Origin of the sequence: Nocardia carnea (genome assembly GCF_029868855.1) — a bacterium.
Classification (GTDB): Bacteria; Actinomycetota; Actinomycetes; order Mycobacteriales; family Mycobacteriaceae; genus Nocardia; species Nocardia carnea_A.
The window spans coordinates 1-13,579 of record NZ_JARWOV010000173.1 but is presented as its reverse complement, the minus strand read 5'-3'; the positions used below and the strand labels follow the sequence as shown (position 1 = coordinate 13,579).

Here is a 13,579-nt window from a genome sequence, read left to right as displayed (position 1 = left end):
CCCGGCCGGAAGCTACTAGAGGTACATACCGCCCTCGGTGTATTCCGTGCGCACCGCGATACTTTCGGCACGGTCCCGGAGTGCGACGAGTTCGGCGAGTGTGGCGCCCGCGGCGGGAATATCGGCTGGGGTGTCGTCCAGCCACGTCCGCGCCTCGGTGGCGGTCAGCTTGCCGATCTCGACTTGCGCCAGGCACCTCCCGGGCCGGGTCACAGCGGGGTGCAGCCGGGACAGGTCCTCGTTGGTACTGATGGCGACCAGCACGTCACGACCCTGCCCCAGCATTCCGTCGGTGAGGTTGAGCAGCCGGGAAAGACCCTGTCCCGAAGAGGATTTGGCCTCGGCGTGGATCAACTCGTCGCAGTCCTCGAGGATCAGCAGCCGCCAGCGATCCGATTCGTCGTCCTCGCCTTCGGCGCCCATCGCCGCACGCATCAGATAGCCGGGTTTGGCGAACAGCATCTCCGGGTCGAGCACGCAGTCGGCCTGGCACCAGGGCGACCAGGCCCGGGCCAGGGAACGCAGGGCCGTGGTCTTCCCCGTGCCCGGCGGGCCGTGCAGGAGCAGCAACCTGCCGCGGATATCGGCCGGACGCATTGCCATCAACCGGTCGAGCGCGCCCGCGACGGGCTCGCTGTAGTTACCCCGGATCTCCGGCCACTCGGGCGTGGTGACGGCCAGCGCGCGCCGAGTGGCCCCACGGTCGCCCTGATGCCAGAAGCCCATTTTCACCGCGGTCAGGTCGGTGGGGGTGGGCTGTTCGGCATCGCGAACCGATTCGGTCACGATACGTTCGGCCAGCTCGTCACTCACCGCGACCACTTCCAGCTTGGCCGATTTATCGGCCCACCGGTCGGCGCGCAGGGTCCAGCCCTCGCCGAGCACCAGAATCGACTGGGAATCCGATTCCACGACCGAACGCGAGATCTGCGAACCCGGCGGCCGCAGCAGGGCGTCCGGTCGCACTCGGTCCAGCTGTTTCTTGCGGTAGTACGGCTGCACACCCCGGCCGAAAAGGCTCAGGGTGAGCATATCGAGCAGGTCCCGCGGTGTGGAATAGGAATCGAGTACGGCCGACCACGGCAGCGCGTCGGCGGGGTCTGCGGTGGCGGGATCGAATTCGATCAGGCGAAGTGGTTCGTTGCGTTCGGGCATCGCCGACCATGATCTGCCCACACATACCGCACCGTCCACCCAATTTCAGGCCCGGATGGACAACTCGACCATCGGCACCGTCTCGATATCCCGGCCCGTGGCCTGCTCGATGATGCCACTCAACTTCCGGTAGGCCTTCGGATGGCGGACCCGGTAATCCACCAGCACCGCGGCCGTCTCCTGGGGCTCGAGCGGACGAGCCACCGCGGGCACCCGGTGGCGAGTGCCGATGCTCACCCGGCAGCGCGGGTCGGCCAGCAAGTTCCGGTACCACTGCGCCCCTTCGCCGAAGCCCGAGGCGATGATCACCGTGTCGGGGCCGGGGCGGTCCACCGTTTCCAATGCGACATACCGGGTTCTCCCGGAGGTGCGGCCGGTGTGCTCCAGTAGGAGCAGCCGGCCCCCGAAGAGAAAGCCGAGCCGGGCACGGAACGCCCAGATCGGAGCCCGGACGAACCACCTAGTGCGCAAGAGCTTTACACCCAGATCCGCCATGCGTCGACGGTAACAGCAACGGCCCCGGTACCCGCTCGGCAATGCGGCCGGGCGCGCACCGGGGCCGCCGGAGCGGATTCCCGCGCTTACAGTGCCTTGAGTTCCTCAGTGACCGCACCCACCGATTTCTTCGCGTCACCGAACAGCATGGCGGTGTGATCGGCGTAGAAGAGCGGATTGTCGATACCGGCGAACCCGCTGTTCATCGAACGCTTCAACACGATCACCGATTTCGCCTGATCGACATTGAGGACCGGCATCCCGTAGATCGGGCTGGACGAATCCTCGCGCGCGGCCGGATTGGTGACATCGTTGGCGCCGATCACCAGGGCGACATCGGTACGACTGAATTCGCCGTTGATATCGTCCATTTCCTTCATGGCGTCGTAGGACACCTCGGCCTCGGCGAGCAGCACGTTCATATGCCCGGGCATCCGGCCGGCCACCGGGTGGATGGCGTATTTGACCTCCACGCCCTTGGCTTCGAGCAGTCCCGCCATCTCCTTCACCGCGTGCTGCGCCTGGGCCACGGCCATACCGTAGCCGGGCACCACGATCACCTGGTTGGCGTAGGCCATCTGGATCGCGGCGTCGGCGGCGGAGGTCGCCTTGGCCTGCTTCTGCTCACCGTCACCGGCAGTGGCGACCGTGCCGCCGCCACCGAATCCACCGGCGACGATGGCCGGGATGGAACGGTTCATCGCCTTGGCCATCAGGTTGGTGAGGATGGTGCCGGACGCGCCGACGATCATGCCGGCCACGATCATGGCGGTGTTGTTCAGCGCGAGACCGGCCGCCGCGGCCGAAAGCCCGGTGAGGGCGTTCAGCAGCGAGATGACCACCGGCATATCGGCGCCGCCGATGGGCAGCACGACCATGAGGCCGAGCACACCCGCGGCCAGCAGCAGCCCGACCATCCACCACTGCGCGACACCACCGTCGGAGGCGCCGAGACCGATCACGACCGCCGCGGCGACCGCGGCCAGCAGCAGCAGCAGGTTCACCGGCTGCTGCAGTTTGCCCAGGCCGATGGGTTTACCGGGCAAGATCTCCTGGAGTTTGCCGAACGCGATGAGCGATCCCCAGAACGAGATGGAACCGATGATCGCGGCGAACAGCGAGCCGACGATGATGTGCACCGTCGGTTCCTCACCGTGATGGAAGGTGGAGAACCCGGAGGTGTCGACGAATTCGGCCCACGCGATCAGCGCGACCGTACCGCCGCCGACACCGTTGAACGCCGCCACCAACTGCGGCATGGCGGTCATCTTGGTACGCAGGGCGGGCGGCACACCCAGCGCCACACCGACCACCAGGCCCGCAACGATGAGAATCCAGTTGCTGGTATCGCGTACGGCGATGAGTGTGGCGATCACCGCGATGGCCATACCGGCCGCGGCGATCCAGTTACCCCGGACCGCGGTCTTCGGGCCGGTGAGACCCATCAGGCCGTAGATGAAGAGGGCGAAGGACAGGATGTAGAGGATATCGACCAGATTGTCCATGGATCACTGACCTGCCTTCTCGGCACCCGCGCCGGGCTTCTTACCTTTGAACATGCCCAGCATCCGGTCGGTCACCACGAAACCGCCGACCACGTTCAGCGTTCCGAACACCAGGGCCACGAACAGGATGATCTGCACCCCGACGGAGGGGTCCTCCATCCGTCCGAGGGTCACCAGCGCGCCGAGCACGACGATGCCGTGGATGGCGTTGGTTCCCGACATCAGCGGGGTGTGCAGGGTATTGGGGACCTTGGAGATCACCGCGAAACCCACGAATCCGGAGAGCACCAGAATGGCGATATTCGCCAGCAGCTCGCTGTACATCATTCGGCTTTCGTTGTCGGTTCGGCGTCACGGGTGACGCAGGAATCGGCCAGCACCTGATCGGAGAAGTCCGGTTTCAGTTCGCCGTCGGCGAGCATCAGTTCCAGCAGCGCCGAAATATTCTTCGAATACAGCTCACTGGCGTGTTCGGGCATGGTGGCCGGCAGGTTCAGCGGCGAACAAATCGTCACCTCGTGCTTGACCACGGTTTCGCCGGGTTCGGTGAGTTCACAGTTGCCACCGGTTTCGCCGGCCAGGTCCACGATCACGCTGCCCGGTTTCATCCCGGCGACCGCGGCGGCGGTCACCAGGCGCGGCGCGGGCCGACCCGGTACCAGCGCGGTCGTGATCACCACATCGAAGCCCTTGATCGCATCCTCGAGGGCCTGCTGCTGTGTCGCCTTCTCCTCGTCGGTGAGTTCGCGGGCGTATCCGCCCTCGCCGGCGGCGTCGATACCGAGATCGAGCCACTGCGCGCCGACCGAACGCACCTGGTCGGCGACCTCGGGCCGCACGTCGTAGCCGGTGGTCCGCCCGCCGAGCCGTTTGGCCGTGGCCAGCGCCTGCAACCCCGCGACACCGACACCGAGCACCAGCACGGTCGCCGGTTTCACGGTGCCCGCCGCGGTGGTCAGCATCGGGAAGAAGCGGGTCGATTCCGAAGCCGCCAGCAGTACCGCCTTGTATCCGGCGACATTCGCCTGCGACGACAGCGCGTCCATCACCTGCGCCCGCGAGATGCGCGGGATCGCTTCGACGGCGAACGCCTGCACCTGCTTCTTCTTCAGCGCATCGATCTGGTTGTCGGCATTGCGCGGCGCCAGGAATCCGATCAGCGTCTGGCCCGCGGCCAGTTTCGCCACCTCGGCATCGGTGGGCGGCGCGACCTTCACGATCACATCGGCCGACCAGGCATCGCCGATGGTGGCACCGGCGTCGGTGTAGGCGGTATCGGGAATGAGCGCGCCCTGTCCGGCTCCGGCTTCGACCACGACCTCCACACCCTGCTTCACCAGGGCCGGAATGATCTTCGGCACCAGGGCGACCCGCCGCTCGCCCGCGGCGGTTTCGCGAACGACACCGACACGCGCCCCGCGCGGCGACGAATCGCTCACGGTCTGCGTTGTCTCCACTTGTCTGTCTTCCCTCTCCTACGTTTCCGGCCGCCGATTACGGCGCCGGGCGGGGTGTTCGTGAACACCCCGCCCGAAATCCTCGCCACCGTACATCGGCGTGAGTGAGATTAGCTGAGATGCCCGTCACATCCACACGGCAGGGCACACAACCTTCGCAGCGGTAAATGCTGATCAGAACCGTTAACGGCAGAACCGTGCCCACGGGTCTGAAAAGTTTGCTAATTCCACCCGGCCGCCGGGTCCGGCCGGGCCGTACGCCGTAGAGTCACCCTGTGAGCGAATGCGTTTTCTGCCGGATCGTGGCCGGTACCGCGCCGGCCCACCGGGTCTACGAGGACGACATCGTCTGCGCCTTCCTCGATATCCGGCCGATCACCCGCGGGCATACCCTGGTGATCCCCAAGAGCCACGCCACGGATCTGTCCGAACTCGATGCCGAAACCGGTGCCGAACTGTTCCGGGCCGGGCATCGGATCGCGCGGGCGGTACAGGGTCCGGCCTTCGCCGCCGACGGCGCGAATCTGCTGGTCAACGACGGCAAGGCGGCATTCCAGACGGTCGGCCACGTGCACCTGCACGTACTCCCCCGCAAACACGGGGACAAGTTCCGTTTCGCGTCCGGGCTGGTACTGCGCCGCTCGCACGAACCCGAGCGGGTCGCGGCCGAGTTGCGCGCAGGTCTGGCCGCCCTCGACACCCCGGCCACCGAAACCGATACCGATCCCGGCTGATCCGTTTCCGCACCGAACTGCCCACGCCCAGCCCACGGAAGGCACCGCCCATGTCCGATCTCCCCGACCGCCCCGAACTCGTCCGGCTGCTGTCCGGCCAGTTCGATGCCTTGGCCGAGCTGGTCGGCGGTCTCGACGAGGACCGGTGGCGGACACCGTCGCCCCTGCCCGGCTGGACGGTTTTCGATGTGATCGGCCATGTCATCGGCACCGAATCGCTGCTGCTGGGCGATGAGCCGCCGGCCCCTGCCGCACAGGCCACCGATATCGATGTCGAAACGCTGCCGCACGTCCGCAACGACATCGGAGTGCTGAACGAGATCTGGGTACAGCGGTTGCGGCCGCGGTCCGGTGCGGAACTGCTGCGGATGTATCACGAGGTGATCGATCGGCGCCGGAAAGCATTGTCCGCCATGGACGATCAGGCGTGGCTGGCGCCGTCCCGGTCCCCGGTCGGCGAGGTGCCCTACGCGCGGTTCATGCGGGTCCGCTTGTTCGACTGCTGGATGCACGAACTCGATATCGCCGACGCGCTCGGCGAGCGAATCGACGAGGGCGGTACCCGCGGCGAGGTGGCGTTCGCGGAGTTCGCGCAGTCGCTGCCGCGGGTACTCGCGAAACGCGGTAAGGCACCGGCCGGTTCACTGATCACCCTCCGGTTGACCGGCCCCCTCGCGCGGACACTGCATATCGAGGTCGGCGACCGGGCGGCCTATGTGACCACGCCCGATCGGGATGCCACGGTGACACTGGAGCTGGATTCGGGCCTGCTGGTGCGGCTCGGCGGCGGGCGCGTCGACCCCGAAACGGTACTGGACCGCATCGATGTCCGGGGCGATGGCGAACTGGGCCGGCAGCTGGCCCGGAACCTGGCCTTCACCATCTGAGATGCGACTGTTCCTGGCCAGTTACCGGTTCGGCGAACACTACGACGTGTTCGCCGAACTCGCCGGTCCCCCGGGCCCGATCGCGGTGATCGCCAATGCCTGCGATTCCTGGCCCGGTGCCCGCGCGGCGGCGGTGACCAGCGAACTGGTGCCGCTACGGAAACTGGGTTTCACACCGCAGGAGGTGGACCTGCGCGAATACGCCGGGCGCCCGGTTGAATTACGCCGGACCCTGTCCCGGTTCCCGGCCCTGTGGGTGCGCGGCGGTAACACCTTCGTCCTGCGCGCCCAATTCGCGCGCAGCGGCGCGGACACCGTGATCCCGGAACTACTCGCCGCGGATTCGTTGCTGTACGCGGGCTACAGCGCGGGCGCTTGCCTGCTGGGACCGCACCTGCGCGGCCTGGAAGCCTCCGACGATCCTGGAGAAGTACTGCCGGCCTGCGGAATCGCCCCGGTCTGGGCGGGGCTCGGATTGATCGACCGGCCGATCGTCCCGCACCTCGATTCCCCCACCGACCCCGAGCACACGGGCAATGCCCTGGCTGCCCGCTTCCGCGCGGACGGCATCCCGCACTGGGCGCTCACCGACACCGATGTCGTCGTCCGCGACGGTAACGAAATACGCCTCTACGCGAACTGATCCGACCTGCACGATTCAGGCCGGTGACCGGACGAGCCGGGGCGTCCACGTCCGGCCGGAGGCACGGGCTCAGTTGCGGCGGAAGACGACCCAGCGCATGGCGGAGTACATGTACACGGCTTCGCACGCACCCGCCAGCAGTCGCGAGAGGTGGTACTGCACACCCAGCGCCGCGAGCCCCGCCCCCACACCCAGGATGAACGCCAGGTAGTTGATCACCACCACGACGGTGTAGATCACCGCTTGCCGCCCGGCCGGTGCGTGGGACCGGAAGTTGAGGGTGCGATTGAGGTAGAAGGCCAGCGCGAAAGCGCAGACGTAGCCGACCGTCACCGACAACCAGCCCGGGAGGCCGAGTCCGCTGCGCATACCGGTCAGGATCAGCAGATCGACGCCGAAGGTGAAGCTGTTGATCAACGCGAAGCCCAGGAAGGTCGGTGGGACGATTCGGTCCAGCCCCCAGGGCAGGCGCGCGACCACCGCCGCACACCACCGGGCGAACCGGCTCGCCCACGTTTCAGCTTTCGTCGCCGGCTCCTGCACGCGGCCAGCGTCGCAGGGACAGGTGACGGGGAGGTGAGCACGGGGCAAACCACGAGCTCATGGCTACGGCGGCAGGAGCCTGCGGGAGTTCCACTCGGCGTAGCAGCCATTCTTTGCCGCTTCAGCAAATTTACTTGCCGATTCGTTCACTGTTCTGGATAGTCGGTGCCGAGGAGGTGGTCGAGATGACCGAGCAACCGGAGAACGACCGGCTGGACAACGACTATGACGTGGTGGTGGCCGGCGGCGGCGCGGCCGGACTGAACGGTGCACTGATGCTGGCGCGCTCCCGGCGCACAGTGGCGGTGATCGACGCGGGCACACCCCGCAATGCCCCCGCCGAAGGAGTGCACGGGCTGCTGGCCCGCGACGGAATGCCGCCGGCGGAATTGCTGGCGCGCGGCCGGGCGGAAGTACGTAGCTACGGCGGGCATGTGGTGTCCGGAGAGATCACCCGGGCCACGCGGACGGAGAACGGATTCACGATCGGCCTCGCCGACGGGCGCAGCGTGCGGGCCCGGCGCCTGCTGGTCACCACCGGACTGACCGATGAACTCCCGGATATCGCCGGATTGCGCGAACGCTGGGGCCGCGATGTCGTGCACTGCCCTTACTGCCACGGCTGGGAGGTCCGCGATCGCGCGATCGGTCTCCTGGCCACCGGCCCGATGGCGATGCACCAAGTGCAACTGTTCCGCCAGCTCAGCGACGATATCGTGTTCTTCACCCACGAGGGCCCCGAACTCGGCGCCGAAGACGCCGAACGGCTGGCGGCACGCGGTATCCGCGTGGTGACCGGGAAGGTCACCGCTGTCGAGACGGGCAACGACGGGATCACCGGGCTGCGTCTCGCCGACGGCACCGTGGTCGCCCGGGAGGTGGTCGCCGTCGGGACACGTATGGCCGCCCGGGCCGGCTTCCTGGACGAACTGGGCCTGCCCGCGATCGACCATCCGACCGGGGCGGGCCGCTATGTTCCGGCCGACCCGACCGGCCGTACCGAAGTGCCCGGTGTATGGGCGGCAGGCAATGTCACCGATATCTCCGCACAGGTCGGCGCCGCGGCCGCGGCGGGCGCGATGGCCGGCGCGCAGATCAATGCGGACCTGGTCGAAGAGGAAGTTCGCACAGCAGTGGCCGCCCGGGTCTCCGGCGAAGACAGCCTCGGCGATATCCCCCTGACGGAAAGCGTTACCGGCCGCTGAATCGGAGATCACGCGAAACGCCGCCCTTGCCGAGTTCGGCCGAGATGATCGGAAGGCACGCTCGGCGGCAGGAGGGTCGGGTGCGGCTGCCGGGTACCTCGCTGCCGGAAGCTCGGACGGGGCCACCCGTCCGGGCGCTACCGTTGGCAGCGTGGACTTGCGCGCATTGACCGACCGGCTGCCCGCCGGCGCCGTGATCACCGACCCCGATATCGTCGCCGGGTATCGGCAGGACCGGGCCCTTGACCCCGGCGCCGGCACTCCGATCGCGGTCGTCCGGGCCACCGGCACCGCGGATGTGCGCGAAACCCTGCTCTGGGCCGATGAACACCGGGTTCCGGTGGTGCCGCGGGGGGCCGGCTCGGGTCTCTCGGGTGGGGCGACGGCGCTGGACGGCGGGATCGTACTGAGTACCGAGCGGATGCGCGATATCCGGATCGACCCGGTCACCCGGACCGCCGTCGTCCAGCCCGGGCTCCTCAACGCGGAGGTGAAGCGGGCGGCGGCAGAGCACGGACTGTGGTATCCGCCGGACCCTTCTTCGTTCGAGATCTGTTCCATCGGCGGTAACGCCGCCACCAACGCGGGCGGACTGTGCTGTGTGAAATACGGTGTGACGACCGACTACATACTCGGCATGGAGGTCGTGCTGGCCGACGGCACCCCGGTGCGGCTGGGCGGGCCGCGATTGAAGGATTCTGCCGGGCTGTCGCTGACCAAGATGTTCGTCGGTAGTGAGGGCACGCTGGGCGTGATCACCGAACTGACCCTGCGTCTGCTGCCGGCGCAACCCGCGCAATGCACGGTCGTCGCGTCGTTCGCGACGCTCACCGCCGCCACCGAGGCCATTCTCGGCATCACCGGCGCCCTGCGGCCCGCCATGCTGGAGTTCATGGACTCGGTCGCGATCAACGCGGTGGAGGACGAAATGCGGATGGGACTGGATCGCGACGCCGCGGCGCTGCTGGTCGCCCGTTCCGACGCCCCCGGCGAACACGCCGCCCAGGAGGCGCGGGTGATGCTGGAGGCATGCCGGGCCGCGGGCGCGACCGAGGTCTTCGAAACCGCCGACGCCGAGGAGGGCGAGGCGTTCACCGCGGCCCGCCGTTTCGCGATCCCGGCGGTGGAGCGGATCGGCCGGCTACTGCTCGAGGATGTCGGGGTACCGCTCCCCCGGCTCGGTGACCTCGTCACCGGTGTCGCCGAGATCGCCCGGCGCAATGATGTGACGGTATCGGTAATCGCGCACGCCGGCGACGGCAACACCCATCCGCTGATCGTTCACAACCCCGACGACCCCGACGAAACCGAACGCGCGCATCGCGCCTTCGGCGAGATCATGAACCTGGCCATCACCCTCGGCGGCACCATCACCGGCGAGCACGGGGTCGGGCGGTTGAAGAAGGCCTGGCTACCGGATCAGCTCGGTCCCGATGTGATGGCGTTGACCCGCCGGATCAAGGATGCACTCGACCCGCACGGCATCCTCAATCCCGGCGCCGTCCTCTGAACAACCCTGGTCGCCCGGCGCACGCGGCCGGATCGGCTCCGTCCGGAACAAACCCGGTACGGGCGGCCGTTCCAATAGAGGTGAGCACCGAACTCCGACACAATGCCGCAGATACCCGATTCGAGATCTATCTCGACGGGTCCCTGGCCGGCTATGCCGACTACGCGGAAACCGAGAGCCCGAAGGTTCGCAACTTCCACCACACGATCACCTTCCCGGAGTTCCGGGGACGCGGGGTGGCCGCCCAGGTGGTGAAGTACGCGCTCGACGAGAGCCGGGAAGCAGGCTATTCGGTCGCCGCCACCTGCTGGTACGTGGACGAGTACATCGGCAAGCATCCCGAGTACGCCGATCTCGTGCACCGCTGAGCGGTACCGGCCCGGTCGGCCGATGCACCCGCCCGGTACAGCCGGGCGGGTGCCGACAGCTGATCAATCAGCTGGTTTCGTCCAGTATCCATTCCCCATATGCCGGGTTCACGCCGGCGATCGGCACGGCGACAACCTGCGGAACCTCGTCGGGGTGCTCGGTGTTGGCGCGTTCGATGATTGCGGCAACGTGCGATGCCCGGGTGTGCAGCACCACCAGGGCTTCCGGCGCATCCTCCACCTCACCCTCCCATCGGTAGATCGACCGGACTTCCGGGTGGATGTTCCCGCACGCCGCCAACCGGTCGGTCACGAGCCGCCGGGTGAACTCCGCCAGCCATTCTTCGTCGGGTCCGCTGATGGTGACGTCCACAAGATCGCTATCGCTCACGGGGTCCATGATCCACCAGCGCAGCGGGTCCCGCGCGGTCAGCCCACTCTGGACGACGGCACCCTGCCCCACTGCCGCACCGAACCGGACTCCAGCCAAAACAGCCTGGCACCAGCGATTTACAGCCCGCCGGAGCGCTGATGTACTGTGAGCCCACCTCTTTCCGAGGGGCGGAGGACCAGGTCCTCACTCCGCGCCCAGGAAGGAGGTGGTGGGGGTGGCGAAACATCGCCGGAAAAAGTGTGAGGCCCCGGTCGACTATGGCATCTGCCTTGCCGTAGCTGCCGTAATCGCCGGGGCACTCGTACTGGTCCGCTGGATGCGGGCCTGATAGTAACCCACCAGGTGGGGCGTCGTAGCCGCGTCCCACCGCCAGCATCACTGACGTGACTGCACCAGAATACACGGCTCACCGTGTATTCTCCCGTGATGCGGCCTCGGATGTTCGCGACCCGGTGGGGTAACCCGGAGCCGGTCGTCCGGACTGCCGCGGTGTGGGAGCGGTCAACCTCTGGTCGTGTAGGGCCCCGCGACCGCGCGGCTGTCGGCGACCGCCAGATCGGTATCGACATCGCATTCGACAATCGCGCTGATCGATCGCGCCGCCGGTTCGTAGAGCTCGGCCACGTTGCTGTCCAGCCAATGCGCGACCCCGTGCGACCCGGCGCTCGTCACACCCGCGATCTGGACGATGACGCGACCGTCCTCCTCGCGGCGGCCGAGAAATCCGATATCGGCTCCCGACTCCCCCTGCGCGGTGTACCGGCGCCCGGTGGACTTGTCGACGAGGCACCATTCGCCGTCGACCTTTTCGAGGCTCAACGCCTCGTCGGCGGCGAGCAGTTCCTGCGCCACCGGGGCGGAGCCGGGGTCGCAGATCACCACCGTGTCCCCGGCCGGCACTTCCTCGGCATCGGGGTCGATCTCGAATCGTGATGAGGCCAGAGACAGGCGTGCCAGGACTTTTTCGACGAGTTGCCGGGCTGCTCGGTCGCTCGCGTCGAAGCCGGTAGCGTCCGTCGCGGTATCTCGCCGGGGAATCCCGACCGCCACCGGCCCGACACCGAAGAAGGCGCGTTCGGCCGGTGGTGCACCCGACTTGATCTGGCTGATCCGGCCTTTGGTGATGCCGAGTAGTTTCGCTATCTCGGTGTAGTTCAGTCCTTTTCGGTGGGCTTCTTCGATCGCCTCTTTGCGCAGCCGCGCCAGTTCGGCGGCCCGCTGCTGGTAGAGCGTGATCAGCTCGGTCGCCCGCCGCCCGCGCCGTATCGGATCCGGCTCGGAACGGACCTGTTCGAACTCGTTTGTGCCACCCACGCCCTGAGTCTAGAGATACCGACTTGACCGCATCAGAGGGTCGACGTAATATCTCGGTTTACCCCCACTAAACACTCTGCAGCCCACCCTGTTTCACCGGTTTAGGAAGCATAAATCACGGCATGATCGCCCGTACACCGATACGTGGTATGCGGGCTCCGACGAACATACGAGGTCACCCGATGAACCATGATCGTCCCCGCTTGCCCTCGAGAGCCCCCGCCAACCGCGCCATCGCCGCCACACTGCGGCTGTGGCGACTCGGCGAATGCACCGACCCGGGAATTCTGACCCGCGTCGCCGCCGGGTTACGCGCACTACCCGGCCACCCACATCACGCAACCCCCGGCATCGTCGCGCCATCGCACGAAACGGCGGACGGTGCAACGTGTCTGCCCACCCCACCCGGCAACCCCCACTGACCACACAGGACAACCGATGACATATGTGGAAGAACCGGTGTGCCGCTGCGGAAACGAACCCTGGATTCACCGCGGAATGCTGCGTACGACAGCCACCCCCGGCCGTTTCCGGTGTCCGGAAACCCTTCATTGCCTGCACGGCACCACCATCGAAGACGGTCGAATAGTCGACCACTGGCGAAACGTACCCGGCGAATGCCCCTGGACCGGAACGAAAGTCACTGATCACTCCCGCTGCGTTTGCGGGCGGGGCCCGTGGATCAAACTCCGCCACCTGCGCCTGTTCACTCGCAGAAACCTTACGGGTCCAGTGGTTTCGGTATCCTGCCCAGGTCTGTGCCCCGGACCTCAGGTACCGGTTCGCGATCACCATATCTGCGACCACCCGCGCGATAGCCACACCCGATGCCCGTGGTCGGGCACCCGCATCGCCCCCGTGGGCATCGCGCCACCGTTGTTCGTTTCCGATCCACGGTCCGGCTGAACCCGATCGGCCCACCGGAAGAACGATGAGCGGACCGAGATCCCGTCCGCTCGTCACACCCGGTCGTCGAGACCATCGTTCCGAGCGATCCGAACCGGCACAACGATGCGTCGCGGGCCTACAGAGTCGCGCGGTGCGCCCGGTTCACGACCATGAGCTGATCGAGCGCGTCCCGGGTCCGGATCAGCTCGTCGATATGCGCCGAGAGGCGATCACGTTCCTGTGCCAGCCGCTCCAGTGCCGCATCGGAGGTCTCCTCGCTGGGCGATTCGACGCAGGGCAGAACTATCAGCCATCTCGGATCTGGCGTTGACGGCGTAGCGTGCAGCCGACGCACCGGCGCGCCGGGCGGTGAGGTACGAGCAAGACCGCTGCGCGCCGTAGTGCGGCGGCGGGGCGGCCGGCCGCGGGCCGGGGGGGGGTATTTGATTAATTTGCGCCCCGCCCCCGGGGTGACGGGGGG

15 protein-coding genes are annotated in these 13,579 nt (G+C 67.3%); 6 read left to right on the top strand and 9 right to left on the bottom strand.

Annotated elements, in window-relative coordinates; translation table 11 throughout:
- Nucleotides 1–15 precede the first annotated feature (15 nt).
- From QH195_RS15425 to QH195_RS15405, 5 genes are all read right to left on the bottom strand, one after another.
- On the bottom strand, nucleotides 16–1,155 hold the full coding sequence (locus tag QH195_RS15425) for a DUF5925 domain-containing protein (RefSeq protein WP_280435874.1): 1,140 nt from the start codon (nucleotides 1,153–1,155) through the stop codon (nucleotides 16–18).
- 45 nt (nucleotides 1,156–1,200) lie between these two features.
- The gene (locus QH195_RS15420) at nucleotides 1,201–1,650 is read right to left on the bottom strand and encodes a nitroreductase family deazaflavin-dependent oxidoreductase (RefSeq protein WP_280426899.1); all 450 of its coding nucleotides are present in this window, start codon (nucleotides 1,648–1,650) and stop codon (nucleotides 1,201–1,203) included.
- 86 nt (nucleotides 1,651–1,736) lie between these two features.
- Nucleotides 1,737–3,155, bottom strand: coding sequence for an NAD(P)(+) transhydrogenase (Re/Si-specific) subunit beta (locus QH195_RS15415; RefSeq protein ID WP_280435873.1), 1,419 nt, complete (start codon nucleotides 3,153–3,155; stop codon nucleotides 1,737–1,739).
- A gap of 3 nt (nucleotides 3,156–3,158) precedes the next feature.
- Nucleotides 3,159–3,479 carry an NAD(P) transhydrogenase subunit alpha gene (locus tag QH195_RS15410; RefSeq protein WP_280426927.1) on the bottom strand — a complete coding sequence of 107 codons (321 nt, stop codon included), beginning with the start codon at nucleotides 3,477–3,479 and terminating at the stop codon, nucleotides 3,159–3,161.
- Complete coding sequence (locus tag QH195_RS15405; RefSeq protein WP_280435872.1) at nucleotides 3,479–4,612, bottom strand: Re/Si-specific NAD(P)(+) transhydrogenase subunit alpha; 1,134 nt, start codon at nucleotides 4,610–4,612, stop codon at nucleotides 3,479–3,481. The genes QH195_RS15410 and QH195_RS15405 overlap by 1 nt, the downstream gene beginning before the upstream one ends.
- 275 nt (nucleotides 4,613–4,887) lie before the next feature.
- Here QH195_RS15405 and QH195_RS15400 point away from each other — a divergent pair, with 275 nt between their 5' ends.
- The 3 genes from QH195_RS15400 to QH195_RS15390 are packed head-to-tail and all read left to right on the top strand — an operon-like array spanning nucleotide 4,888 to nucleotide 6,876.
- Nucleotides 4,888–5,346, top strand: a complete 459-nt coding sequence (locus QH195_RS15400) for an HIT family protein (protein WP_280435871.1) — start codon at nucleotides 4,888–4,890, stop codon at nucleotides 5,344–5,346.
- Between the two features lie 50 nt (nucleotides 5,347–5,396).
- Entirely contained in the window at nucleotides 5,397–6,233 is an 837-nt protein-coding gene (locus QH195_RS15395; protein WP_280435870.1) for a maleylpyruvate isomerase family mycothiol-dependent enzyme, read from the top strand.
- 1 nt (nucleotide 6,234) lies between these two features.
- Nucleotides 6,235–6,876 (top strand): Type 1 glutamine amidotransferase-like domain-containing protein, encoded by a 642-nt coding sequence (locus QH195_RS15390; RefSeq protein ID WP_280435869.1) that lies wholly within the window; start codon nucleotides 6,235–6,237, stop codon nucleotides 6,874–6,876.
- A gap of 69 nt (nucleotides 6,877–6,945) precedes the next feature.
- Here QH195_RS15390 and QH195_RS15385 read toward each other — a convergent pair whose 3' ends face one another.
- The gene (locus QH195_RS15385) at nucleotides 6,946–7,419 is read right to left on the bottom strand and encodes a GtrA family protein (RefSeq protein ID WP_280435868.1); all 474 of its coding nucleotides are present in this window, start codon (nucleotides 7,417–7,419) and stop codon (nucleotides 6,946–6,948) included.
- A 185-nt stretch (nucleotides 7,420–7,604) separates the two neighbouring features.
- Between QH195_RS15385 and QH195_RS15380 the strand changes: the two genes are divergently transcribed.
- The 3 genes from QH195_RS15380 to QH195_RS15370 all read left to right on the top strand — a co-directional run bounded on the left by QH195_RS15380 (nucleotide 7,605) and on the right by QH195_RS15370 (nucleotide 10,502).
- On the top strand, nucleotides 7,605–8,624 hold the full coding sequence (locus tag QH195_RS15380) for an NAD(P)/FAD-dependent oxidoreductase (protein ID WP_280435867.1): 1,020 nt from the start codon (nucleotides 7,605–7,607) through the stop codon (nucleotides 8,622–8,624).
- A 151-nt stretch (nucleotides 8,625–8,775) separates the two neighbouring features.
- Nucleotides 8,776–10,134 carry an FAD-binding oxidoreductase gene (locus tag QH195_RS15375; protein WP_280426907.1) on the top strand — a complete coding sequence of 453 codons (1,359 nt, stop codon included), beginning with the start codon at nucleotides 8,776–8,778 and terminating at the stop codon, nucleotides 10,132–10,134.
- Nucleotides 10,135–10,214: 80 nt separating this feature from the next.
- Nucleotides 10,215–10,502 (top strand): GNAT family N-acetyltransferase, encoded by a 288-nt coding sequence (locus tag QH195_RS15370; protein ID WP_280426908.1) that lies wholly within the window; start codon nucleotides 10,215–10,217, stop codon nucleotides 10,500–10,502.
- Between the two features lie 67 nt (nucleotides 10,503–10,569).
- Here the strand turns inward: QH195_RS15370 and cutA are convergent, their stop codons facing one another.
- From cutA to QH195_RS15355, 3 genes are all read right to left on the bottom strand, one after another.
- Nucleotides 10,570–10,893 carry a divalent-cation tolerance protein CutA gene (gene cutA, locus QH195_RS15365; RefSeq protein WP_280435866.1) on the bottom strand — a complete coding sequence of 108 codons (324 nt, stop codon included), beginning with the start codon at nucleotides 10,891–10,893 and terminating at the stop codon, nucleotides 10,570–10,572.
- A gap of 504 nt (nucleotides 10,894–11,397) precedes the next feature.
- On the bottom strand, nucleotides 11,398–12,210 hold the full coding sequence (locus QH195_RS15360; RefSeq protein WP_280435865.1) for a sigma factor-like helix-turn-helix DNA-binding protein: 813 nt from the start codon (nucleotides 12,208–12,210) through the stop codon (nucleotides 11,398–11,400).
- Nucleotides 12,211–13,234: 1,024 nt separating this feature from the next.
- The coding region (locus tag QH195_RS15355) for a hypothetical protein (RefSeq protein WP_280435864.1) at nucleotides 13,235–13,579 on the bottom strand (345 nt) is incomplete at its 5' end.

Excerpts from the sequence above, each read along its gene's own strand:
- QH195_RS15425 (WP_280435874.1), bottom strand. The coding sequence starts at position 1,155 with ATGCCCGAACGCAACGAACCACTTCGCCTGATCGAATTCGATCCCGCC.
- QH195_RS15420 (WP_280426899.1), bottom strand. The coding sequence starts at position 1,650 with ATGGCGGATCTGGGTGTAAAGCTCTTGCGCACTAGGTGGTTCGTCCGG.
- QH195_RS15415 (WP_280435873.1), bottom strand. The coding sequence starts at position 3,155 with ATGGACAATCTGGTCGATATCCTCTACATCCTGTCCTTCGCCCTCTTC.
- QH195_RS15410 (WP_280426927.1), bottom strand. The coding sequence starts at position 3,479 with ATGTACAGCGAGCTGCTGGCGAATATCGCCATTCTGGTGCTCTCCGGA.
- QH195_RS15395 (WP_280435870.1), top strand. The coding sequence starts at position 5,397 with ATGTCCGATCTCCCCGACCGCCCCGAACTCGTCCGGCTGCTGTCCGGC.
- QH195_RS15390 (WP_280435869.1), top strand. The coding sequence starts at position 6,235 with ATGCGACTGTTCCTGGCCAGTTACCGGTTCGGCGAACACTACGACGTG.
- QH195_RS15380 (WP_280435867.1), top strand. The coding sequence starts at position 7,605 with ATGACCGAGCAACCGGAGAACGACCGGCTGGACAACGACTATGACGTG.